Annotated in this window: 21 protein-coding genes; 12 read left to right on the top strand and 9 right to left on the bottom strand. The window is 35.3% G+C overall.

Annotated features, from left to right (window positions below; translation table 11 throughout):
• Positions 1-2: 2 nt before the first annotated feature.
• Positions 3-1187 (bottom strand): sodium/glutamate symporter, encoded by a 1185-nt coding sequence (gltS, locus tag AC2CGN_RS17925; protein WP_286924165.1) that lies wholly within the window; start codon positions 1185-1187, stop codon positions 3-5.
• Positions 1184-2149, bottom strand: a complete 966-nt coding sequence (gene hutG, locus AC2CGN_RS17930; protein WP_429985452.1) for a formimidoylglutamase — start codon at positions 2147-2149, stop codon at positions 1184-1186. Before hutG ends, gltS begins: the two co-directional genes overlap by 4 nt.
• Before the next feature lie 138 nt (positions 2150-2287).
• On the opposite strand from hutG, the gene AC2CGN_RS17935 reads away from it, so the two are divergent.
• The 6 genes from AC2CGN_RS17935 (at position 2288) to AC2CGN_RS17960 (ending at position 8497) form a co-directional block, all read left to right on the top strand.
• The gene (locus tag AC2CGN_RS17935) at positions 2288-3172 is read left to right on the top strand and encodes a LysR family transcriptional regulator (RefSeq protein ID WP_429988989.1); all 885 of its coding nucleotides are present in this window, start codon (positions 2288-2290) and stop codon (positions 3170-3172) included.
• 407 nt (positions 3173-3579) lie between these two features.
• Entirely contained in the window at positions 3580-4815 is a 1236-nt protein-coding gene (locus AC2CGN_RS17940; protein ID WP_429982006.1) for an acyl-CoA dehydrogenase family protein, read from the top strand.
• Positions 4812-5588 (top strand): SDR family oxidoreductase, encoded by a 777-nt coding sequence (locus tag AC2CGN_RS17945; protein WP_429982005.1) that lies wholly within the window; start codon positions 4812-4814, stop codon positions 5586-5588. The genes AC2CGN_RS17940 and AC2CGN_RS17945 overlap by 4 nt, the downstream gene beginning before the upstream one ends.
• 12 nt (positions 5589-5600) lie before the next feature.
• Entirely contained in the window at positions 5601-6644 is a 1044-nt protein-coding gene (locus AC2CGN_RS17950; protein WP_484515327.1) for a phosphotransferase family protein, read from the top strand.
• Between the two features lie 387 nt (positions 6645-7031).
• Positions 7032-7244, top strand: a complete 213-nt coding sequence (locus AC2CGN_RS17955) for a DUF3955 domain-containing protein (RefSeq protein WP_429985448.1) — start codon at positions 7032-7034, stop codon at positions 7242-7244.
• 413 nt (positions 7245-7657) lie between these two features.
• The gene (locus AC2CGN_RS17960; protein WP_484515329.1) at positions 7658-8497 is read left to right on the top strand and encodes an alpha/beta hydrolase; all 840 of its coding nucleotides are present in this window, start codon (positions 7658-7660) and stop codon (positions 8495-8497) included.
• A 164-nt stretch (positions 8498-8661) separates the two neighbouring features.
• Here the strand turns inward: AC2CGN_RS17960 and AC2CGN_RS17965 are convergent, their stop codons facing one another.
• The 3 genes from AC2CGN_RS17965 to AC2CGN_RS17975 all read right to left on the bottom strand — a co-directional run bounded on the left by AC2CGN_RS17965 (position 8662) and on the right by AC2CGN_RS17975 (position 10753).
• Entirely contained in the window at positions 8662-9105 is a 444-nt protein-coding gene (locus tag AC2CGN_RS17965) for a hypothetical protein (protein WP_484515331.1), read from the bottom strand.
• A gap of 189 nt (positions 9106-9294) precedes the next feature.
• Positions 9295-9870 carry a GNAT family N-acetyltransferase gene (locus AC2CGN_RS17970; protein WP_429982001.1) on the bottom strand — a complete coding sequence of 192 codons (576 nt, stop codon included), beginning with the start codon at positions 9868-9870 and terminating at the stop codon, positions 9295-9297.
• A 16-nt stretch (positions 9871-9886) separates the two neighbouring features.
• Positions 9887-10753, bottom strand: coding sequence for a GyrI-like domain-containing protein (locus AC2CGN_RS17975; protein ID WP_484515333.1), 867 nt, complete (start codon positions 10751-10753; stop codon positions 9887-9889).
• Positions 10754-11070: 317 nt separating this feature from the next.
• Between AC2CGN_RS17975 and AC2CGN_RS17980 the strand changes: the two genes are divergently transcribed.
• A complete protein-coding gene (locus AC2CGN_RS17980; RefSeq protein WP_429981999.1) occupies positions 11071-11829 on the top strand; it encodes a class I SAM-dependent methyltransferase in 759 nt (252 codons plus the stop codon).
• A gap of 750 nt (positions 11830-12579) precedes the next feature.
• Here AC2CGN_RS17980 and AC2CGN_RS17985 read toward each other — a convergent pair.
• Positions 12580-13758 carry an MFS transporter gene (locus AC2CGN_RS17985; RefSeq protein ID WP_484515335.1) on the bottom strand — a complete coding sequence of 393 codons (1179 nt, stop codon included), beginning with the start codon at positions 13756-13758 and terminating at the stop codon, positions 12580-12582.
• Between the two features lie 21 nt (positions 13759-13779).
• Complete coding sequence (locus tag AC2CGN_RS17990) at positions 13780-14241, bottom strand: MarR family transcriptional regulator (protein WP_484515337.1); 462 nt, start codon at positions 14239-14241, stop codon at positions 13780-13782.
• 562 nt (positions 14242-14803) lie between these two features.
• Here AC2CGN_RS17990 and AC2CGN_RS17995 point away from each other — a divergent pair.
• The 4 genes from AC2CGN_RS17995 (at position 14804) to AC2CGN_RS18010 (ending at position 17842) form a co-directional block, all read left to right on the top strand.
• Positions 14804-15649: an MBL fold metallo-hydrolase gene (locus AC2CGN_RS17995; protein ID WP_286924151.1), complete on the top strand. Its 846-nt coding sequence runs from the start codon at positions 14804-14806 to the stop codon at positions 15647-15649.
• A gap of 162 nt (positions 15650-15811) precedes the next feature.
• Positions 15812-16360 carry a PadR family transcriptional regulator gene (locus tag AC2CGN_RS18000; protein ID WP_484515339.1) on the top strand — a complete coding sequence of 183 codons (549 nt, stop codon included), beginning with the start codon at positions 15812-15814 and terminating at the stop codon, positions 16358-16360.
• A 63-nt stretch (positions 16361-16423) separates the two neighbouring features.
• Positions 16424-17119: an ABC transporter ATP-binding protein gene (locus AC2CGN_RS18005; protein ID WP_484515341.1), complete on the top strand. Its 696-nt coding sequence runs from the start codon at positions 16424-16426 to the stop codon at positions 17117-17119.
• Positions 17120-17131: 12 nt separating this feature from the next.
• Positions 17132-17842 carry an ABC transporter permease gene (locus AC2CGN_RS18010; protein ID WP_484515343.1) on the top strand — a complete coding sequence of 237 codons (711 nt, stop codon included), beginning with the start codon at positions 17132-17134 and terminating at the stop codon, positions 17840-17842.
• Between the two features lie 105 nt (positions 17843-17947).
• Here the strand turns inward: AC2CGN_RS18010 and AC2CGN_RS18015 are convergent, their stop codons facing one another.
• A complete protein-coding gene (locus AC2CGN_RS18015) occupies positions 17948-19147 on the bottom strand; it encodes a Ger(x)C family spore germination protein (RefSeq protein WP_429981993.1) in 1200 nt (399 codons plus the stop codon).
• Between the two features lie 398 nt (positions 19148-19545).
• On the bottom strand, positions 19546-20460 hold the full coding sequence (locus AC2CGN_RS18020) for a class I SAM-dependent methyltransferase (protein ID WP_484515346.1): 915 nt from the start codon (positions 20458-20460) through the stop codon (positions 19546-19548).
• Positions 20461-21325: 865 nt separating this feature from the next.
• On the opposite strand from AC2CGN_RS18020, the gene AC2CGN_RS18025 reads away from it, so the two are divergent.
• Positions 21326-21883 (top strand): cysteine hydrolase family protein, encoded by a 558-nt coding sequence (locus AC2CGN_RS18025; RefSeq protein ID WP_429981991.1) that lies wholly within the window; start codon positions 21326-21328, stop codon positions 21881-21883.
• The last annotated feature ends 259 nt before the right edge of the window (positions 21884-22142 follow it).

Below are 22142 nucleotides of genomic sequence, written 5' to 3' on the forward strand. Positions count from 1 at the left end.
CATTATTTAAATAAATTAATCGTTGTGATAATGATTGGTATACCAAAGACATCGATTAAAAATGCCCCAACGATTGGTACAACAAGAAATGCTTTTTTCGATGGACCGAAGCGTTGGACAACAGCTGACATATTAGCCATTGCATTTGGTGTTGCTCCTAAACCATGACCTGCAAAGCCTGCAACCATAACCGCCGCATCGTAATTTTTCCCAAGTAATTTAAATAATACAAAAGTACTGAATACAACGATAAAGAAGACTTGTGCGAACACAATAATAAATAGTGGAAGTGCTAAATCGGCAATTTCCCATAATTTAATGCTCATGAGTGCCATTGAAAGGAAAATACCTAATGTCACATCACCGATTAAAGAAATGCTTTTCATGTTAATCGCTGCTGGCTTTACTTTATCCATAATATTACGTACGATTACCGCAACAAACATGGCACCTACATAGCCCGGTAATACAAAGCCTGTCGCCTCTGAGAACAATGTTCCAACATACGTACCTACAGCCATACAAAATGTAATGATTATTACCTGTGAAAAGAATGAATTAGATGTAATTTGCTCATGTTTATTTTCATAATCTATTTCTTCTGTTTCTTGTTCATCAGGAGTTAAATTATACTTACCGACTAAGTACTTCACAATAGGGCCACCAATTAAGCCACCAGCAACTAATCCACATGTAGCTGCTGCTGCACCAATTGTCATGGCAGAAGAAATACCTAAGTCTTCTAATGTTTGTCCAAACGCTGCCGCTGCACCATGCCCACCTTCCATGGAGACAGCACCCGCCATCATACCAATTAATGGATGGATGCCCATTAGGGATGCAAGAGATACACCAATCACATTTTGCATCAGTGCAAGGAAGCCACACGCTAACCAGTAGATTATCAATAACTTACCACCTAGCTTCACTAGTTTAAAGCTTGCGCCTAAGCCGATTGTTGTGAAGAAGGTAATCATGAATAGGCTTTGCAAAGATGTATCAAGAGAAATTTCTAAGGTACCAGTTGTCTTTAAAATAGTTGCTAATGCGGCAAATAATAAGCCCCCAACAACTGGTGCTGGAATGCAAAAACGTTTTAAAAAGCTGATTCTGCTTATTAGCCAGCTACCTAAACCTAATAGGGCAGCTGCTAAAAAGATAGTTGTAATTTGATTAAATTCGATCATGAACCTTGCCCCTTCAGTAAGTTATTTAGTGCTTCATAGACAAAATAAGCACCTAATTTAACTGTGCGTCCGTTCTCATCAAGAGAAGGATTTACCTCACAAATATCAAAAGAATGTGTCTTTGGATGTGATGTTACCTTTTGCAGTATTGTGCGTACAGTCGTTGTGTCAAGCCCAAACGGAGAGGGCGCACTAACACCTGGTGCAAAGGCAGCATTTAGCACATCCATACATAGCGTTAACAGCACATAATCATGATTATCCATGTAGTGCTGAAGATCATTGAGAATTTGCACTTTATTTTCAGCTGTCATATTTTCTTCTAATATATATTTCACATGTAATTCATCTGCTTTTTCAAATAGCTCATTAGTATTGCCATAGCGCTGAATGCCAAGGACCAAATAATCAGTATATGGATCCTGCTCTAAAATTTGACGGAACATGGTACCAGAAGATGGCTGTTCATCATAAGGTCGTAAGTCAAAATGTGCATCGATATTGACGATGCCGATTTTGGCATCCTTTGGCAATGCTGCACGAACTCCTAAATAGTGACCATATAATGTCTCATGCCCACCACCAAGCACAACACATTGACATTTTTTAGTGAGTAGTGTTTGAACAATTCCACCTAGTTCACTTTGTGCATCCTCTAATGCATGATTGAGGCACAGAATATTGCCTACATCAATTACTTGCTGTTCCTCAGTGAAAGTCCAAGGTAGGCTAGCTAATGCGGAACGTAAAGCGTTTGGTCCACTTGCCGCCCCTATTTGACCTTGGTTGCGGCGTACACCCTCATCACAAATAAAGCCAACAATAGCAGCATGCTGATAATCTGAAGCGCTTACATCATTAATCGGAATTCTTTTTACCTTTTGATGTAAACGAAAACTACTCGTATTAGTAGTGGAATCTATACGGCCTTCCCATTGTTTTTGATCTGTCATTGCATACATAACCTTTTAACCCCATTTCCAATATTATTGTAGTGTAAATAATGTTGTAAATTTATTATATATTCACATAATTATAATTACTAATATATAATTATTATTAATCTATAGCTTTTAACTATAAATAGGAGTGATTTTATGTTGGATTTAAAACAGTTACAATATTTTATTGCTGTTACAGAGCAAATGAATTTTTCAAAGGCAGCAGAGAAATTGCATATTTCGCAGCCTTCCTTAAGCAATGCCATTAAGAAATTAGAGCAAGAGATTGGCTCACCCTTATTGAAAAGAAATACAAGAAATCTCCAACTAACAGAAGCAGGTGAACTTTTATATGAACGAGCAAAAGTGATCTTAAAAAATATGGAAGTTTTAAAAATAGAAATGGATGAAGTGATTGTGCATGGTACAAGTGAAGTGACGATAGGTGTGATGGAATCCATCAAGCATTGGCTACCAAAAGTTATTGCAAACTATAAAAGAGACTATCCACAAATGATGATTCATTTAGTAGATATTTTAGGCAGTAAGCGGGTTAAAAAATCACTAAAAAGTTATAAAACACATGTAATTATTACTAATCAGCGGATGGATGATGACGAGCTAGAAGTTCAGAGCTTATATGAAGAGCGTCTTGTTGCTGTTTTACCATTAAATCATCCATTAGCAGAAAAGGATCGACTGACGTTTGCTGATTTATGCAATGAACCATTTATCATTAGTACAGAAGGATTTCAAACGAGGCTTGATATTTTAAGTGCGTTCGAGCAGGCTAACGTAAAGATGAATATTCAATATGAAATTGAACGTTTTGAAACGGCTGTATCGCTTGTTCGAGAAAATTTAGGGATTACAATCTTACCGGAAAATTACTTACAAGGTCCTACCGCAAAAACTATTGTACAAAAAGAAATAGATGGTCCAAATTTACGGCGCAATGTGTATTTAGTATCTCTAAAAAATCGTCATTTACCCCTTGCCATTCGTCACTTATTAGCAAATATAGTGCAATTTTTTGAGTCCTAATCACTAAAAGTAATGTTTTTGTTTTGAAAATTTCCCTACCTATCAAAAATGCTGATTCATGACCAAATTTTCTCTATCATTCAAATTTTTCTGAAATAGATGATTGATTTACAGGAAATATAGCGGTAACATTTAATGTAAGAAATAAAATGAACATTCATTCATTTTTTATCTTCAGGTTGTCACGGATTTTCAAAGGAATGAATAAAAGGATGTTTGCCTAAAATCTCCGCATCCTGCGAAAAGGGCAAACTGACCTGCATCGGTAAAAACGCTACGTTCTGTGGCATTACCGAATGACCGACATCATGTCGGCCTTCGTGCAGTCCTAGGCACAATTCAAAATCCGGATGCAATTACGCTAAGGCGAAATTGATTGTGATGTTCAAACAAAGGGGGGCTTTTCTATGAATTTTTCTTATAGTGAAAAGGTAGTAGATTTACAGGCACGGCTGACTAATTTTATGGAGCAGTACATTTATCCAAATGAGGCAGTGTATGCAGCACAGGTTGATGCAATGGAGGATCGTTGGGGCGCAATTCCACCAATAATGGAAGAGCTAAAGCAAAAAGCAAAGGATGCAGGCTTATGGAATTTATTTTTGCCAGATAGTGAATATGGGGCAGGCTTAACAAATTTAGAGTATGCGCCTTTATGTGAAATTATGGGACGCTCTTTACTTGCGCCAGAGGTTTTTAACTGTAATGCACCTGATACAGGCAATATGGAGGTGCTTGTGCGCTATGGCTCAGAACAGCAGAAAAAACAGTGGCTAGAACCGTTATTACGTGGAGAAATACGTTCCTGCTTTGCCATGACAGAACCAGCAGTTGCGTCAAGCGATGCGACTAATATTGAGGCAAGCATTGAACGTGATGGGGACTTTTACATCTTAAATGGGCATAAGTGGTGGACAACAGGTGCTGGAGATCCGCGTTGTAAAGTCGCGATCTTTATGGGGAAACATAAAGACACTGAAGCACCTATCCATGAGCAACAATCAATGATTCTCGTTCCTATGGACACACATGGAGTAAAAATAGAGCGCATGCTAACGGCCTTTGGCTATGACCATGCACCAGAAGGACATGGGGAGGTAACGTTCACGAATGTTCGCGTACCTGTGGACAATATATTATGGGGGGAAGGTAAGGGTTTTGCCATTGCACAAGGAAGATTAGGTCCCGGTCGAATCCATCATTGTATGCGTCTTATTGGGGCTGCTGAACGAGCATTAGAGGAAATGTGTATACGTGTGCAGGAGCGACGGGCCTTTCATCGACCACTTGCAGATCAAGGTGTGATGCGTGAGCGGATTGCTGAGTCCCGTATCGATATCGAGCAGGCTAGATTGTTAACACTAAAGGCAGCATATATGATGGACACAGTGGGTAATAAAGAAGCAAAAGCAGAAATTGCCATGATTAAGGTGGTTGCACCAAATATGGCTTTAAGAGTTATTGATCGAGCCATTCAGGCTTTTGGTGCTGCTGGAGTTGGACCTGATACAACGCTTGCTGCACAGTGGGCCAATTCTCGTACATTGCGTTTAGCAGATGGACCAGACGAGGTGCATCGCAATACCGTTGCTAAGTTGGAGCTGAAAAAACATGCTAAAAAATTAGAGGAGCTGGTGAAATGACGGTACTGGACTTATTCAGTCTGAAGGGAAAGACAGCCATCGTAACAGGCGGAGGACGTGGATTAGGTGCTCAAATTGCACAAGGCTTTGCAGAGGCTGGTGCCAATGTAGTGCTGTGCTCACGAAAGGTAGAGGCATGTGAAGAGGTAGCAGCAGAGCTAGCCAAATTAGGTGTACAAACCTTGGCTCTTGCCTGCGACGTAACAAAATCAGACGATGTAGCAAACGTGGTAACAAAAACTATCGATACATTCGGCAATATTGATATTTTAGTAAATAATAGTGGAGCGTCTTGGGGAACTCCTGCTGTTGAAATGCCATATGAGGCTTGGCAAAAAGTATTTGATGTTAACGTAAACGGTACATTTTTAATGAGTCAAGCAGTTGGCAAAAAAATGCTGGAACAAAAAAGTGGCAAAATTATTAATATCGCCTCAATTGCAGGGTTAGGCGGTACATTACCAGATTTTATGGATACTATTGGCTATAACGCGAGTAAGGGAGCCGTTATTACCTTAACAAAGGATTTAGCCGTAAAATGGGGGCCTTATGGCGTCAATGTGAATGCGATTGCACCAGGATTCTTCCCAACAAAAATGTCAAATGTTTTAATTGAACGTGGACAAGAGTATTTAATGAGTGCCACACCATTAAAGCGTTTAGGCTCTGAGAATGATTTAAAAGGTGTTGCGTTATTTTTAGCGGCAGCTGCCTCAGATTATGTAACAGGAGATGTTATTGTTGTAGATGGTGGCATGAGCTCAATTATTTAAAGGAGGGTTTGGATGGATACGATACAAGTAAGGGCAAGTGAACGTCTTGATGAAGTGAAATTACAGTCATTTTTAAAAAGGCAATTTCCAGATTTACCAGAAGGTATTCTCGAAATTTCACAATTTAGTGCAGGCCATTCAAATTTGACCTATTGCCTAAAAGTAGGTGATTTTGAAGTCGTTCTTCGTCGACCTCCACATGGACCAGTCGCCAAAAAAGCACATGACATGAAACGTGAATTTACGATTTTATCTGCCTTATATCCATTTTTAGCTGTTGCTCCGGAGCCGTTTGTTTACGTTGAAGACCGAGAAATTATTGGTAGTGATTTTTTCTTAATGGAACGGAAGAAGGGCATCGTGTTAGACACACATTTTCCTAAAGGCATTGAGCATAACGAGCAACTAGCACGCCAGATATCTGAAAAGATGGTTGATTCACTGGTAGCACTTCATGCAATCCCATATCAGGAGACAAAGCTTAAGGAAATGGTCAAGCCAGACGGATTTATGGAGCGGCAGGTACAGGGCTGGATCGAACGCTATGACAAAGCAAAAACAGCACAGTATGCTGAGGTTGAAGCGTTGACAACATGGTTAAAGAAGCATATTCCTACTAACAGTGAGGCAACGATTATTCATTATGATTACAAGCTGAATAATGCTATGTTTTCCAATGACTTTTCTGAAATGATTGGACTTTTTGATTGGGAAATGACGACAGTAGGGGACCCATTAGCTGATTTAGGCGTGGCAATGAGCTACTGGATGCATGCAGATGATCCTAAAATGCTATTATACGCATTAGGAGAACCACCAGTAACGATTTTGCCAGGTTTTTATACACGTCAGGAATTTATACAGCGTTATGCAGAGAAAAGTGGACGTGATGTCTCTGCTATAGATTATTACATTACATTTGCCTACTTTAAATTAGCTGTAATTTGTCAGCAAATTTACTATCGCTATGCAAATGGTCAAACAAAGGATGATCGATTTGCACAGATGGATAAAATGGTAGCCGCACTAATTCAACAAACTTCTAAGGCAATATAGAATTAATTGTAACTTTAATCAGAGAAAAGTGAATTTTATTACACCGACGGTTGCTTTAATTAGCAGCCGTAATTTTTATCAATATTACAGATTATCCGACATTATAATTATTAAATTATATGTTTACACTCGCGCCATACAAATTAAATACAAAAAATCAATTCACGTAAAAATAATTAAAAGAGGGGGAATGCATGTTCTTATTTTATTATGCAAATTTATGGATTAAACGAAAGGGGTAATACAATATTTATTTATTGTTTTTCGATAAAAAAATATTGACTTAGAATGTAAGTGCAGTTACTATATCAATAGCAAGTGTTAAAAATAGATTTCAATTTTGGTTTACTATTTGATAGAGGAGCAAAAGTTCAACGGAGGATAAAGATGAAAAAATATATATTTGCTACTTTGCCAATTTGTTTAGGAATTTTATGTTTAGTTACAAAGGGAATAATTGGAGATGAATTAATGGCAGATGGAACAATTGTGGAAAGAAATTTCTTTTTAATACCATTAAGTTATTTGTTTTTCCTGAGTGGTATAATTTTATTTATATTTGTAGCTACTTTATCAAGAAAGACAAAGATTGCGAACTAATTAGAAGAAGATCAGGTTTACATATTGTGACCTGATCTTTTATGCTTTATTGATTACTCAAATATTTGATCAAGTTTATCACTATAAAACTTAATGGCTTTGCTGTATGCATTTATACCTTCATGATTCGAAGTGGATAAGAGAGTATTTAATAATATTTCCATTGATTTTGAATGATCCTTTAAGTTATAGAGCGTCATAGCATAGAAAATCTTTACATGCTCGGCATCTGGAAAATCATTTATAGCTTGTCATGATTAAATGGTATAATAGATATAAAAAATGCTTGAGGTGAGCATGAATGCTTGAACGTTCAATGGAAAAGACACGGGAATGTAAAATCGAAAGGGAGTGATAGAAGGAAGAGTTTCATAATAGCTCTTCTAAAACAATTAGAAAAGAGGACTATTAGTATGAATAACATCAATTGTGAAGGCTTCGATTTAACATATAGTGTAAAGGGACAAGGGAAGAAAATAGTGGTAATTGGCAGTAGTGTTTATTACCCTCGCTTATTCTCTGAAAATCTCTATAAACATTTTCAATTTTATTTTTTAGATCACCGAGGATTTGTAAAATCACCTCGAGAACTAAAACAAAAGGATTATACATTAGATAAAATTGTAGAAGATATTGAAGCTGCGAGAAAATTTCTCAAGCTAGAGAATTTCATTATTTTAGGTCATTCTGGACATGCATTTATGGCCTTGGCCTATGCTAAAAAATATCCTCAATATATTGACAAAGTTATCCTATTGAATTCTGCACCGACAAATAGTCAAGAAAGACAGCAGCAAAGCTTTTCTTATTTTAACGAAACAGCAGGTCCTGAGCGAAAAAGACAATTTGAGCATGATATTGCTTTTTTAGAAAATGATATTCGGAATGACCCTGAAAGACGTTTTGTCCATATGTGTCTTCGAATGGGAGCACATAGTTTCTATGATTACACATTTGATGCTACAGATATGTGGGAAGGCGTCTATACGAATATGCAAATCATTGATTATCTTTGGGGAGTAGCATTTGCCGAACGCAATTTGATTCACTTATTGGCTGATGTTGAAAAACCTGTTCTTGTAGGGTTAGGTAGATATGATTACTTAGTTGCGCCTGTTTCGCTTTGGGATTCATTAGATGGACTAGACAAAAATGTCAAAAAGGTTATTTTTGAAAAGAGTGGTCATAATCCAATGTATGAAGAACCTGAAACTTTTGATAGAGAGTTAATCAGTTGGATTAATAATAAATAATGGATTACTAAAAACCAGTTATTCTCTAAAGAATGAGAATAACTGGTCATTTTTTTATAGAATACTTTCATTAGATTAAACCGATTTTTCCCTCCTTGAAAACGCCTTGGAGACCAACATCACTTTGGCATAAAGCTCATTTGGAAGAGCCTACTTAGTCCACCTTAAATTTTACGAATAGCCTCAATTCTTTCACAATCTATAATAATAGGCATAGCTGCTGCTCCTATTTGAAGGAAGTACGCACAGCTAGTTGGTTTATCGAAATACAAGAAGTAAACATTTAAAAAATTACCACCTTTTGCAAGAAAAACGTCTACCAATGTTCCAGGATCAAGACATTGTAAAAGATGACAAGGACAGTTCTTGCAATTATTTATTTCTTGACCATGATGATTATTCAGGTTGTCATTTCTCTGTTTTTGCTTAACATCCTTAGAATTATAATATTTTATGTTATAAGTATCGGCTTCATCAAATTCATTATCTTCTGTAGAGCCTTTGTCATGATTACAATAATATGTTTTGGATTGACAGTAACATTTATCAAATTTATGATAGTTGTCAAAATTCCAATTAATACGATTAAGATAACGCTTATCTTCCATACCTTATGTTCACCCTTATTGTTGGAATATTTGCTGTTACCAGTTCTATAATTAGTCTATGATATGAAGGCAACGTAGAACTGGTACAAAGTCCATTTAGGATTTTACTTTTTGAAAATGGGGGAAAACTAAAAATAGCTATTTAATAAAAAAGACTAGAACCACCAAGTGCTCTAGTCTGTAAGAAATTTATTTGCTGGCACCATAGTCCTCTTTAAGATAACCGTATATTTCTAAATCTACTATACCTTTACCAGACCAAAGTGAAGCCTGTCTTATTAGTCCTTCTTTGAGGAAGCCATTTTTTAGGAGTACCTTTTTTGACGGTTCATTCAGTGGCATCACTTCAGCTTGTATCCGATTAATGGCAACCTCTTCAAATAAATATTTTACAATCATATGTACAGCTTCAGTGGCAATGCCTTTACCCCAATACGCCTCAGCTAAATAGTAGCCGATTGTTACCATATCCACTTTCTGATTAAAATCCATTGCTTCAATAATGCCAACCAATGTATCATTCTGAGATTTTTGAAAAATACCCCATTTTACTCTGCTTTTCTTCTGATAGTCTCTATCAAAATGGCCAATCATTTTACTAACAGTTTGAAGATTGTGCTTTGGAATAATTCCGCAAAACTCAAATACTTTTTCATTATCATAAATGTCAAATAGCTTTTGTAAATGGCGATCCTCAATTTTTTTTAGCTCTAGCTTGGATGAACGTAATATTGGAAATTCCTCAAATACCTTTGTTAAATTCATAATGTTCTCTCCTTTGTTACGCTTTAATTGGAATGTAAATTTTCATTTTCATATCGTTTGGATAAGCTGAATTGACTACATCTGTTATTTCAAAATCAGGACCTTCATTTCTTTCATAATTAGAATTTGGTAGCCAAACACCATAAATATAGCGTCGTATATTTTGAATTGCCTCTGAAGTTCCTTTCATGGAAAATACCGCATATTTGCCCTCAGGGATTTCAAATTTGACAAAGCCATTGTCCAGTGATTCCGTATTGCCCGTTACTTCTTCACCAATAATAAAGGAAAATTGTCCATCGTCATGAAAGTTAGTGGATAGTCCATAAGCGAAATTGGGAGTAAGCTTATGAGGAATTCGCTCATAATAATGATTTTTTCCAAAATCAGTGTAAAATTCAGGAATATCTATAAAATATTTTTCATCTAGTAAGGTTGTTTGGTATTCATATCCAATAATAAACTTTTTCTGTAAATAAATCATTTCAGGCTTATTCATGATGAAATCTCCCTTCATTTTATAATCCAAAAAGTTTAGTTTACTTTGAAGGGGAACGACATTTTTTTCTTTTCGATATTTTGCGGGGGTCACACCAATGTAATTGACAAAAGCACGCGTAAAAGCCTCCTGTGAGCTATAATGAAAGGCAATTGCAATGTCTAAAATGTTATTGGTGGTAGTTTCTAATAGTATGGCTGCCTCAGATAACCGCCTATTTCGACAATACTGCTGAACAGAAAAACCAGTAATAGCTTGAAAAAGTCTTTGGAAATGGAATGCAGAGAAATAAGCCTTTGCTGATATATCAGTAATGATTAATTCATCTTGTAGATGCTCCTCAATGTATTCAATAGCGTTTTGTATTCTTTCAAAATAATCCATATCATAGCCCCTTCCTGTCATTAATGATAACGGCAATCGAACATTACCTTTTGATAATTTGTGCTAATATTGCAAATGAAAATGCAAGCGAATGATTGATAGAAATATAAGGGAAGTAAAATCAAGACAGTGCAGCTCTCATTACTAAAATATTATAATGTTGATTACAGTCGAAATTAAATGTATAATTTTGTTATATTTTACTGAAAGCGAGGGATTTATGATGACAGTCAGCTCTATTTTTCTATCAAACAAATTTGAGGTGTGGAAGAACTAAAATTTACTAGATTCTTCTGCATAAAATCGGAGGAATTGACATGTATAGTTATTATGGTCCAATAAGTACAGAGCTTTATGATTTTACGAAACCAGTAGGCCATTCCATAAATGGGGATATTGAGTATTATCTTCATCGTTTAACAGGAACAAATGGTAAGATTCTAGAAGCAGGGGTAGGTTCTGGTCGTTTCCTTATACCTTTATTAGAGAAGGGTTTTGATGCGGAGGGAATTGATTACTCACCAGAGATGCTAGCCTCTTGTCGAAAACGATGCGCAGAAAGAGGATTACCTGCAAGGCTTTATGAAGGTAATTTAAATAATTTTTCATTGCATTCAAAATATGAAGCTGTGGTCATGCCAACTGGGTCATTTTGTTTAATTGAGCAATCGAAGGAAGCAATTGATGCATTAACATGTATATATCATCATTTGGTTCCCGGTGGTCGTCTAATAGTGGACTTGCTACTGCCATTACATTGGCGTACAGGAGAAATTTCTACCTCCTATTATCAGCTATCAGACACCGAGGGAATAGCGTTAGAAAGTAAATCTGTAGAGATGGATTGGATCAATCAAACCACTCTTACTGTTTTAAAATACGAGAAATGGAAGAGTGGGAAATTAGTAGATACAGAGCTGCAGAGATTCCCATTGCGATGGTATGGAATTGAAGAATTTCAGCAAATATTAAAAAATATAGGTTTTTCTAACATAACTTGTTCAGCTGAGTATATCCATAATAAGAAGCCTTCTATAGAAAGTGGATTGGTTACCTTCGAAGCGATTCGTAAGTAATAATTAACAAAAAAGAAATCTGCTCGATTTTTAGTGGAAATAGCTGCTAAGGTCTTGCAGATTTTTTATTTTATCTAGTTTTTAACTTACAATATTTTTATGATAAAGGTAGGTGGGAGGTGGCTGTTTGGATTTTTAAGCAAAAAAGAAAGAGGAGATTCAATTGATAAAAAGTATTGACAGCAGGTGCAGTTTTTAGTAAAAGGGGATGTTCGCCTCTGTAGTCATAAGTGGAACAGCTTACGCAGAATGGCAAGTAACGTTAGAAGGTAGTTGGATTTACAAGGAGTACATACCTAAAGCCAGTGTGGACTAAACTATAGTGGAAGTAAAGCATGCAATGATTGACCTGTACAACTGCACTGAATTTGAATCTAAAGAAGTGGTTTACATTAACAAGGATTATAATAATGACTTTACTGATATTATTTTTTTGCAAGATATCAAAAAGATATCCCTGGTTATAAGAATATTGAATGAAATAAATTGAAACAACATAAAGGGCTACTGTCAGGAAAAAGGGCTTAGCGTTGTAAATCAGCATTTTCCTGACAGTACCCCCAGTACTTCTGCAAAAAGGGGTGAGATGTATCAATCCTCAACAACACACCTAAGACAAAGTACTCAATTAACCTTAATCCTTGGCTTTTTTGTTATGTGATCGAGGTACGAGCTCATTTGGAAAGAGGGAGCAAGTCTGAAACGTTCTACTTTTTATTTTTAACTATTAACAAGGATATAAATTTTTTGTTACATAGATCTATTCTTTATACTAGGATACTGGTAGAGAGAAATAAGAAAAAGCAAAACTCCACAAAAAATAAAGACGAGAGTACTTGGCAGAACAACACTTAAGCCAGTAAACATCCCACCAATTGCCATACCTGAATAACGGATAAAATTAAACAGTCCTAAGGCAGCTCCCCTATGTTCGCTATATTCGTTACTTATAATAGTTGAAAATAGTGGAGGTGCAAACCCAATTGTTAAGCCATACATAAACAATATGATACTTAATCCTATAATTGACTTGGTATGCAGAAAACCAAAGGCAATAATTAACAAGGGAATGAAAAATAAAACAGTGATAAACAGCTTCTTCAATGCAACTTTCTTCTGTATTTTTTTAAAGATAACACTCCCAAAAATCATACTAACAGTTAAAGGTAAGTATAATAATCCAATGTTTTGTAATGATATATGATAATGATCGTTGAGTAATATCGGTAAAAAGACCAGAATGGCAAAGTGTATAAAAAAGACAAAAAAGCCTACAATCATCGTAATAGAACCAACACGATTCAAAAAAATAGCTCGATAGGTTTGGGTAAAGTTACTGGAATTTTCTTGAAGATCATTTTTTTCGTTGTTAGGAAAAACATACATAATAAACATAAGTAATACGGTAGCAATAAGAAAAAGAAATAGAAAAATTCCTTGGTAGCCATAATGTTCGCCTAATATTCCTCCTAATATTGGTGAAACTGCTGGTGCAAGGGTAAGCAGTATTTGATATGTACCGATTGCGCTCCCTCTTGCTTCCCCTTCAAATAAGTGTGAAATCATATTTATCGTAACTAAGGGGATAATACCAGCACCAATCGCTTGAACAATCCTAAAAATCATAAAGAGCAAAAAGTTGGTTGTAAATGCGCAAACAATGGTCGAGATACTAATTAAAATGAAACTAAAGATTAACAACCGTTTTTGATTCTTAGTATCTATCACCGTTCCTAAAAAGATTTGAACCACCGCAATGATAAAAATAAAGCTACTCACAGTGAAATTCACCAAATTAATAGATACGCTAAAAGAATCTCGAATTAGTGGAATGACTGGTGTATAAATATTTTGATTTAAAGAAGCGAAGAAACTGCTTATACTTAACAAATACAATGCTAGTATTTTTGCTTGAGATAGTCGAGACATACACTTTCTCCTTTTACAGCTTTAATGTGACTTAATGTTTTCAGTAATAGCGTTTAAAAACCGAATAATTGTCTCTAACTCCGTTGTATTAAAATTGTTAAAGATACTTAAATAACGATTTTTTGCCTGCTCATGTAATCGATTATGGATAAGTGCAAGCATCTCTCCTGATTTTGTTAGTAAATAATATACTTCTTTTTTATTATCTTCTTGTTGTATTTTTTCAAGAATATTATGTTCCAATAACTTCTTTACTGCTTTTGTAATCGCTGGTTTAGATACATTTAAACTTTCAGAAAGCATAATATTATTCGCCTTTCCTTTCTCTTTGATTACTGCAACGATGTGTAATTGTGTCAGTGTCCAATCGAAAACAATTGCTTCTTCCTGACTTACATTCATTCGTTTTCTTCTTCTGTCAGCTGATTCTCTTTCTGTAATTAATCGTTGCAAAGCTTCAATAGCATCAATTGTTTTATCCATTTGTTACACCTATCCTTATTGTGATTCGATTATTGTTAACCGGTTAATAATTTTGATTGTATATTTCAAATTTTTTTATGTCAACCTATAATGATTTTTTAATGATATTTGGTAGTGAAGCTAACTTAATAGTTAACCAGTTAATCATTCGAATCATTGTTAGATAATTGGTTGGTAGTGTAAAAGGAAAATAATCAACATGAATTCATTTTTAGGATTAATGGAATATAACTATAGTTGTTTTTTGATAGTAGTTTCAATAGCGAAAATATTCATTTTGACCTTTAGAGTAACACTCAGTTATTAAGTTTTAAATTGGCAATCCACTCTTTTTCTTAATTCTTATTCAGCTCAGTATATTCGAAAGTGGATAGGTTACTTTTAAAGCTATTCGTAAGTAATAATTAATAGTTAAAAACTTTTCAGAAATCTGCTCGATTTTTAGTGGGAATAGCCGCTAAGGTCTTGCAGATTTTTTATTTTATCCAATTTTTACTTGCAATATTTTTGTTGTCTGAAGGGAAAATAAGGGTATGCAATTTATGAAGAAAGTAGGTTTAATATGCAGAAGGATATGAATTATGGTGGGGATTTTAAATATATACCAGCAACTTCAATTTGGAGTGGAGACGGTATTGAAGTTCTATCCGATATTTACCAACAAACGGTTCAAATTGTCAATATTATACTTTATGGAAATCCTTATAAGCAGGAATTTGTTCTAATTGATGCGGGTATGCCAAAAAGTGCTCAAGAGATTATTTCTGTTGCAGAAAAGAGATTCGGTGCAAATTGTCAACCGAAGGCATTAATTTTAACTCATGGTCATTTTGATCATGTTGGTGCAATCATTGATTTAATCGATCATTGGGGTATGCCAGTCTATGCGCATGCTTTAGAATTACCTTTTCTAACAGGGAAAGAAAATTACCCTGAACCAGATCCTAATGTGAATGGTGGCCTAATTGCGAAAATATCATCCATTTTTCCAAATGAAGCCATTAATTTAGGAGAGCATGTTGAGCAACTTCCATTGGATGGCAGCGTACCATTTATGCATGGATTCCGCTGGATTCACACGCCAGGACATACACCTGGACATATCTCCTTGTTCCGTGAGGACGATCGAGCATTGATTGCTGGGGATGCCTTTGTTACGGTAAAGCAGGAATCACTCTATAAGGTTTTATTACAGAAAAAAGAAATAAGTGGTCCTCCACGCTATTTTACGACGGATTGGCAAGCTGCTTGGGAATCCATCAAAAAATTAGAGGCATTAAAGCCCTCCGTTGCAGTGACAGGACATGGGTTACCCATGAAGGGCGAAGAGCTTACAAAAAATTTGCATAGACTGGCTACCGAATTTGAACAAATCGCTTTACCGAACCATAGCAGGTTTCTAAATTAATGGTGGTAGTTTAGATCTTTATGAAATAAAGAGTCCTAAATTGGGGGTGGTGTCTGTACTCTTGCTTTTTCAGTAGCATCTTTTAATAAAAGCCTATTGACATAAAAATAAAAAATCGTTATATTCAATTTATTCAACGTTGAGTATAAAAAGGTGATTATTATGACAAAATTATTAGTACTTGCAATGCTAGGGCTAAAACCTATGACTGGCTATGATATTAAAACAATGCTGGAAATGAATGATGCAGAGCGTTGGGGCGGAGTGCTAATTGGCTCTATCTATAATGCTTTAAAAAAGCTTGAAAAAGATGGTTATATAGAGGTAGCTAGTATTGAATCTACAGGTCATAGGCAAAAGGCAATATACCAAATTACTGACAAGGGAAAAGAATATGAGCAAGAATTGATTATTGAGGCACTTGAAAATTCTTCTGTAGTGTATCCAACAACTTTATATTCAGGTATATCATTTGCATTTAAGCTTACTAAAACAAGAGCGATAGAGGCCTTAGAAAAGCAGAAAAAGATTTTGGAAAAGGAAGAAAAGGCAATTCAAGCGGGATATGAGGCAAAACGGCTTGCAATGCAAGGGAATCTACCAGCTTTAACTCAACTGGCGTTTGATCATATGTTAGAAGTTGTAAATGTTCAATTAAAATTTGTCACACAGGCTATTGATATTATGAAAAAAGAAAACTCTCTCGCATGAGGGAGTTAAAATTTATACATATATTCAAAGTTGAATATACAATGTTAATTAAGGAGAGAATTTATGACAAAGTTAATTTCTGCAAATCAATTAACAAAATGCTATAAAACAAGATGTGTTGTCAATCATATAAATTTTGATATTGAAGAAGGTGAAATAGTTGCACTCATAGGCTCGAATGGTGCCGGAAAAACAACTACAATTAGCATGCTTCTCGGTATTGTGCCGCAAGATAGTGGGACAATAGAATATTGGAAATCTGATTTTAAAAAGGAAATCGGGACCCAGCTCCAATCAACACCTTTTTTTGAGGGTTACACAGTGGAGGATAATATCAAATTATTTGCCGCATTCTACGGAATATCAGTTTCCAGTAATGAAATTTATGAAAAACTGGCCGCCTTTGATTTATTGCAAGTTAAAAAAGTGTCGGCTATTAAACTATCATTAGGGCAGCAGAAAAGGCTAGCAATTATCGTGACAACTCTGCACAATCCAAAGCTAGTCATTTTAGATGAACCCTCTGCAGGTTTAGACCCTAGAGGGCAAAAGGAGATTCAACAAATCATTAGAGGGCTAAAAGACCAAGGTGTTACAGTGTTATTTTCGTCTCATGATATGTTGGAGGTCATGAATGTAGCTGACAGGATTTTAATGATGCATCAGGGGAACATCATTGCAAATGGTTCTCCTAGTTATTTAATGGAAAAATACCAAACACATCATTTAGAAGAACTTTTTTTTGAATTAACGAAGTAAGGAGCGAGAAAAATGAAAACAATTTTCTTTTTGAATCTTAAGTCCAGCCTAAAAGATATGTATTTACTGTTTTGGTCTATATTTATGCCATGTACTGCTATCATTGCTTTAAAAATTATTTTACCAAACCTAGCAGGCAATTATACACAGGGGATGATTGCAGTAAGTGTGTTCTTTTACACATTTATGACGACTTCATTTATCGCATTATCACAAAGAAGAAGAGGGGTGTTTCATTTATTGCATGCAACACCGCTTCCCCTATGGAAATATATTGTCAGCGTCTCAAGCTCATGGGCATTAATTGCCATTATCCTATCCTATATCATTCTTTTATTTTCTTTAGTGGTTCATCAACTTACAATTACCTTCAGTTCACTTTTTTATTTGATACCCGTTATTTTAACTGCTTCATTAGCTTTTGTATTTTTAAGCTTTTTTGTATCTAGTCTTGTAAAAAATGAAGGACATTTAAGTATGACAGCAAATATTATAATGTTGCCAATGTTACTGTGCAGTAATGCGTTTCTTACAATGGAAAAGGCGCCAAGTATTGTCCAATTTATTAGTAGGATAAATCCATTCGAATGGTTTTTGAGAGGAATTCAAGGTGCATTTTATCATAATTATCCCGTTTGGGGAGAGTCAATATTGCTTTTATTACTATATCTTGCCTTCTCATTATTAATTTCTATAAAAACATTTAAATATAGTGATCAATAATTTTCAATCTTGGGTGCTTTTACACTTTCGTTCTTGATTGCCGCTTCGCCAATTTTTATTAATAGCGAAGCGGATATTTTACAAAAGTCCTATTTAAAAATGCCTTTAGTGAGACTTTTGTAAGTCCTTATTTAAACTAGTACCAATCCCTTGTGTATTTACAGTGACCTGTACTTTGACATCTATTTCAGGAAATAACGTTGCCCAATTATCTTTGATTTTATTCCAGCCCTTATAGTCCTGACGGTAAAGGATTTCAGCAAATTGCAGGGCATCTACTTTATACGTTTTTTGCAGCGTGTCGAGTGTTTGCTCTAATCCTTTCTTAATTGCCTCACTTGTTGCTTTATTTAAGGCCGTAATGTTTTGTGGTTTTGTTAAATCAATCGTACAATTTACATCTGCTACATTTTGCTCTACCTTAAGCTTTATATTAATTTTAGGATGACCATGCTGTACCCTTCCTGTTATTTTAGCTTCTGAATTTGTTACTTCAGTAGTGAGCTTACCTTTTTCAGGGCAGGATAAAATTTCAAATGTACTCTTAATATGATTATTCATATAGTTATAACTTTTGCTTTCCGCCATTGTTAAAAAGCCTACTAGCTTGTAGTCCTTAAATAAAGCAAAATCACCAAATTTTAGGATTGCAGGATTTTGTATGCGTTCAACATTTGTTTGATTATTTCCGATTGCGCTGTCTCCATGTAATTCAATCGTGGATAAAACGGCACTGTTTCCTTTACCGCTTAAAGAATTGATTAAATCGTCTAAAATAACAGAGTCTGTTGTCCCTATTGCCTTTTCTGAACTTTTCAGGGCATTTAGTATATTCTTAGCAGGGATATCTTCTAAGGGCGTTAAAATACTTAGTACCTCTTTGGCCGTTGTATCGCGGGCAATTAAAATATTGAACTCACTTCTACCCTCAGGATCTCTTTGAAATAAATCCAATATATTATTCATGCCCTCCTCAGCCAATTCTTCTCCAATAATGATAATTTGCGCATGTGAATAGTAGGGCTTTCTTGGTGTTAAAGTGGTCAGCTTTCTTATAGCCTCAAATAAAGATTTTCCAGTAGCATGATACGTGATGACGGGAGACTGACTTGTAGCCTTTTTTGATGCTATTTGTCCAGGATTTACAATCTGTACGGAGATTTCATATTGCTCATTCACTCGATCAACACCTACGGCAGCTACAATTGCTAATTCATTTAACTCTCGTTTACTCCAACAACCACCTAACAAAAGAATGAGAAAAACGAATAGAAGTAGGGATAGTGAGTACTTTATGTTAGGCACCTCCAGTTTAAACCGCAATAATGAATTCATATCTTTATAAGGATAAGCAAAATTATGTAGAAATAATCAATATCCAGATGTAGAAAATGGCTTGTATTTTGGAGGCATGATTATGATAGTAATAAAATCGAAGGTAGTTATAGGATTTTGGGGAATAAGAATTTAACTTTCGAGAAGATTTCAATAAAGTGGGTCACTTATAATAATAAGTGACCCATAGTAACAAAGCTCGGAGGTGTAAGACTAAACCAGCTTACATTACTAGTAATATGAGAAGAACGCTATTTTTGTATAGTTAATTGCCTGAGAAATAAAATAAAATTAACTTGAAATTACTTTAAACCTTCTAACAAAATATTTTTCAAAACCAATATGCTTTTCTGCAATTTGAAATAACGTTATTTTTTCACTGCATGGATATAATGTATCGTTTCAAAGGCAGTTAGATAATCCTCGCGTTTGTTGAAATAAAGATTTTGAATAGCTTTAGGTGTTACATGCTCATAAATAAGTAGATTTGACTTTTCTAAGAGCAATTCCATTTCACTATAAGTAAAGCATGATTTCATAGGTTCACCACTCGCAGCCGCCATTTTTACCATATTGCTCACTCGATCAGAGATTCCTTTTTCTTTAAATAAGTTTTCATCTGCATAATCCATTACGATTGAGCTTCCTGATGGCAAATTTGCAAACAAATAATTGAGCAAGTTTGAGATTTCCTCTTTTGTTAAATAATACGAGACACCTAAGAGGCTAACGAAAGTTTTTTGGTTGTTAAAGCCACTCTCCATTAGACACAGATAGGAAAATTCCTTTGTAAAATCCATTGGTACAAAATGAAGGTTATTAGGTAGCTTGAAATTAGCGGAATCTAATCGATTTTTTTTGAATTCCTGGGTTGCAGGATGATCTATTTCAAATATTTCCAAAGTGCTATCTAATTCTGGATGTCTTAGGCTAAATGTATCTAAACCTGCACCGAGAATTACATATTGCTGTACACCTAATCTAATTTCATTTAATAGAACTTTTTCGCAATATGCGGCACGAGCTAATGGAGTAGGGGAGAGTTGTACTTGGACTATCCATTTTAGGAGCTCTTCTGAATCTCCCTTTAATTTTTCTGCTATATTTTTGTTAAAGAATTGTATGCCTTGTACCATATTTTCTTGGATATTATTAAACTCATGCTTTGTGATTAAATCTTTTGCAAAATAGTCATCAAAAATTTTTGGGGCATCATTTTGACTATGATAGGCTCTGCTAAATGCAGCGATTAATGAAGTTAAACTGGATTCACTTTTCTTCAAGTAAAAACACTCCTATAAAAAAATAAGATTCCCCTGGCCAGGAGAATCTTATTATATAAATTTAATCTATAAAAGTAAATTATTGCATAAAAAAATTTTTTTGTCAAGAATTTAATACCTTTTAACTTCTTTCAGGAGAAGTCTCCCACCTTTATAGATGTGAGATGAATGCGAATTTAAGCTACTTTTCATAGAGTGTTCAAACACCCGCTGAAATAGAGGAACTCAGTCTAAGAACGCCACGTCCTGTGGCAATATATCTGTGCGAAAGCGAAGCGACAGCAACACGGTTTTATCTGTGCGAAAGCGAAGTGACAGCAACATGGTTTTATCTGTGCGAAAGCGAAGTGACAGCAACAACAACAACAACAACACACGACTGAGTGACCAACATCATGTTGCTGCCGCTACGTCAGCACTACGCTTTCGCACAAAAAACATCATGTTGCTGCCGCTGCGTTAGCACTACGCTTTCGCACAAAAAACATCATGTTGCTGCCGCTGCATTAGCACTACGCTTTCGCATAAAAACATCTGTTGGCCCAAAGCCTCAGGTGAATGTCACGAAATCGAAAAGGGTTAATAAAGGATGTTAGCCTAAAATCATCGCATCCATGCGATAATAGCTAACTGACCTGCATCACGCAGGCCTAAGCACAAAATCGATTCCGGACGCAATTATGCTGAGGCATAATTGATATAGCAAGTTCCCTTTTTTAGAATATTATGATAAAATCTCCTTGCTAGAGAATCTAAATTAGGGGGAGATATTATGGTAATTAAAAATAATGCTAGTGAATATAAAAGGGGAAGACGTTTAACTGATAACTAAAGCGTTTTCCTCAATTTGAAAGGGGAAAATCGATTGAATCAAGTATTAGTAATTATTGATGTCCAACAAGCCCTATTAGATGGGAATCATGAAGAAAAGGCTGTTTTTCAGAAGGATCAGCTAATCCATAATATTAATCTTGTCATTGACAAAGCATCAAAAGCAAATATTCCTATAGTATTTATCAGGGATCTTGACGTAGCAGGAGGCACTGGCGAAGGATTCGAAATCCATAATGGCATAAATGTTCCTAGCTATGCAAAACTCTTTGATAAAATGGCTACCAATTGCTTCTATGGTACAAAACTTCTAGAATACCTACAATCTCTAGAAACAGAACATATTGTTGTGATGGGCTGCTCCACGCAACATTGTATCGATAGTGCAGTAAGAACCGCAACTGTTAATGGAATGGACGTTACCTTAGTTGGGGATGGACATTCAACAACAGATAATGATGTTTTAAGCGCAGAACAAATTATTAAACATCATAATAATACGCTCCACGGCCATTACAATGTGGATCATTTTTCAGTTGTAAGAAAAGCGCAAGAAGACTTATTTCATCCTACCCATGATTCTTATAGGTAAGTGAATCAACAGCAACTGCATTTTATGTGTTCAGTTAATTGACAATTCAAAGTCCCATAAGTGCTTAAGGTTTTTGGCCTTCCACGATAGTTGTGGAGGATTTTATTACAATCTATTTTAATGAAACAACTCGAAAAATTTAGCAATTAAAATAAGGAGAACTCCTGCAATTAAGGCACCCGCTAATAAAAAAATTATAAATTTAAATATATCACGAGTTCAATCGTCAATAAATTTCTCCATTTATTAACCCTCTACC

The sequence above is a fragment of the Lysinibacillus sp. DFXJR4 genome, from assembly GCF_057196045.1.

Excerpts from the sequence above, each read along its gene's own strand:
- gltS (WP_286924165.1), bottom strand. The coding sequence starts at position 1,187 with ATGATCGAATTTAATCAAATTACAACTATCTTTTTAGCAGCTGCCCTA.
- hutG (WP_429985452.1), bottom strand. The coding sequence starts at position 2,149 with ATGTATGCAATGACAGATCAAAAACAATGGGAAGGCCGTATAGATTCC.
- AC2CGN_RS17940 (WP_429982006.1), top strand. The coding sequence starts at position 3,580 with ATGAATTTTTCTTATAGTGAAAAGGTAGTAGATTTACAGGCACGGCTG.
- AC2CGN_RS17945 (WP_429982005.1), top strand. The coding sequence starts at position 4,812 with ATGACGGTACTGGACTTATTCAGTCTGAAGGGAAAGACAGCCATCGTA.
- AC2CGN_RS17950 (WP_484515327.1), top strand. The coding sequence starts at position 5,601 with ATGGATACGATACAAGTAAGGGCAAGTGAACGTCTTGATGAAGTGAAA.
- AC2CGN_RS17955 (WP_429985448.1), top strand. The coding sequence starts at position 7,032 with ATGAAAAAATATATATTTGCTACTTTGCCAATTTGTTTAGGAATTTTA.
- AC2CGN_RS17960 (WP_484515329.1), top strand. The coding sequence starts at position 7,658 with ATGAATAACATCAATTGTGAAGGCTTCGATTTAACATATAGTGTAAAG.
- AC2CGN_RS17965 (WP_484515331.1), bottom strand. The coding sequence starts at position 9,105 with ATGGAAGATAAGCGTTATCTTAATCGTATTAATTGGAATTTTGACAAC.
- AC2CGN_RS17970 (WP_429982001.1), bottom strand. The coding sequence starts at position 9,870 with ATGAATTTAACAAAGGTATTTGAGGAATTTCCAATATTACGTTCATCC.
- AC2CGN_RS17975 (WP_484515333.1), bottom strand. The coding sequence starts at position 10,753 with ATGGATTATTTTGAAAGAATACAAAACGCTATTGAATACATTGAGGAG.
- AC2CGN_RS17980 (WP_429981999.1), top strand. The coding sequence starts at position 11,071 with ATGTATAGTTATTATGGTCCAATAAGTACAGAGCTTTATGATTTTACG.
- AC2CGN_RS17985 (WP_484515335.1), bottom strand. The coding sequence starts at position 13,758 with ATGTCTCGACTATCTCAAGCAAAAATACTAGCATTGTATTTGTTAAGT.
- AC2CGN_RS17990 (WP_484515337.1), bottom strand. The coding sequence starts at position 14,241 with ATGGATAAAACAATTGATGCTATTGAAGCTTTGCAACGATTAATTACA.
- AC2CGN_RS17995 (WP_286924151.1), top strand. The coding sequence starts at position 14,804 with ATGCAGAAGGATATGAATTATGGTGGGGATTTTAAATATATACCAGCA.
- AC2CGN_RS18000 (WP_484515339.1), top strand. The coding sequence starts at position 15,812 with ATGACAAAATTATTAGTACTTGCAATGCTAGGGCTAAAACCTATGACT.
- AC2CGN_RS18005 (WP_484515341.1), top strand. The coding sequence starts at position 16,424 with ATGACAAAGTTAATTTCTGCAAATCAATTAACAAAATGCTATAAAACA.
- AC2CGN_RS18010 (WP_484515343.1), top strand. The coding sequence starts at position 17,132 with ATGAAAACAATTTTCTTTTTGAATCTTAAGTCCAGCCTAAAAGATATG.